Annotated in this window: 1 protein-coding gene; it reads left to right on the top strand. The window is 64.5% G+C overall.

Annotation, left to right across the window (positions count from 1 at the left end; genetic code table 11):
- A partial coding sequence (locus HV773_RS36410) for a molybdopterin dinucleotide binding domain-containing protein (RefSeq protein WP_175198541.1) occupies positions 1 to 1,418 on the top strand: 1,418 nt, incomplete at both ends.

Raw genomic sequence — 1,418 nt, 5'->3', positions numbered from 1 at the left:
GCGCCGACCGGCAAGCTCGACCTGCTCTGCACGCTGGACTTCCGCATGTCCACCACCTGCATGTACTCGGACGTCGTGCTGCCCACGGCCACGTGGTACGAGAAGGACGACATGAATACGTCCGACATGCATCCGTTCATTCACCCGCTCTCCGCCGCCGTCGATCCCGCCTGGCAGGCCAAGAGCGACTGGGAAATCTTCAAGGGCATCGCGAAGCGCTTTTCGGAACTGAGCGTGGGCCACCTCGGCCGTGAGCGCGACGTGGTGCTCACGCCCATTGCGCACGATGCGCCGGGCGAGCTCGCGCAGCCGTTCGGCGTGGCCGACTGGAAACGCGGCCAGTGCGAGCCGGTGCCGGGCAAGACCATGCCGGGAGTGGCAGTGATCGAGCGCAACTACCCCGAGATTTATCACCGCTTCACCTCGCTCGGGCCGCTGCTGGACAAGCTCGGCAACGGCGGCAAGGGCATCGACTGGAACACCGAGCGCGAAGTGAAGGAGCTGGGCGACCTCAACTATCGCCACCCGAACGAGCCGAAATTCGGCGACGCCGCTGGCCGCCCGCGCATCGAGACCGCGATCGACGCAGCCGAAACGATCCTCTCGCTCGCACCCGAAACCAACGGCGAAGTGGCGGTGAAGGCGTGGGAGGCGCTCGGCAAGATCACCGGCGTGCGGCACGAGCATCTGGCCGAGGCGCGCGCCGACGAAAAGATCCGCTTCCGCGATATCCAGGCCCAGCCGCGCAAGATCATTTCGTCGCCCACGTGGAGCGGCATCGAATCGGAACACGTTTCGTACAACGCGGGCTACACCAATGTGCACGAGCTGATTCCATGGCGCACGCTGAGCGGCAGGCAGCAGCTTTATCAGGATCACGAATGGATGCGCGCGTTCGGCGAGGCGCTGTGCGTGTACAAGCCGCCCATCGACACGGGCAGCTACGCCCACATGGAAGGCACGCGCTCGAACGGCAATCCCGAGATCGCGCTGAACTTCATCACGCCGCACCAGAAGTGGGGCATTCACAGCACCTACACCGACAACCTGCTCATGCTCACGCTCTCGCGCGGCGGGCCGATCGTGTGGATCTCGGAGAAAGACGCCGCGCAGATCGGCGTGGTCGACAACGACTGGATCGAGTGCTTCAACTCGAACGGCGCGCTGTGCGCGCGCGCCGTGGTGAGCCAGCGCATTCCGCGCGGCATGGTGATGATGTACCACGCGCAGGAGAAGATCGTGAACACGCCGGGCTCGGAAATCACCGGCACGCGCGGCGGCATTCACAACTCGGTCACGCGCATTTCGGTCAAGCCGACACACATGATCGGCGGCTACGCGCAACTGGCCTACGGCTTCAATTACTACGGCACGGTGGGCTCGAACCGCGATGAGTTCCTGCTGGTGCGCAAGATGAA

This window comes from Paraburkholderia caffeinitolerans (assembly GCF_902859945.1).
In the GTDB taxonomy this organism is placed as follows: domain Bacteria; phylum Pseudomonadota; class Gammaproteobacteria; order Burkholderiales; family Burkholderiaceae; genus Paraburkholderia; species Paraburkholderia caffeinitolerans.
Note: the sequence above shows the minus strand (reverse complement) of the source record. Positions and strands in the feature narration are given on the sequence as shown.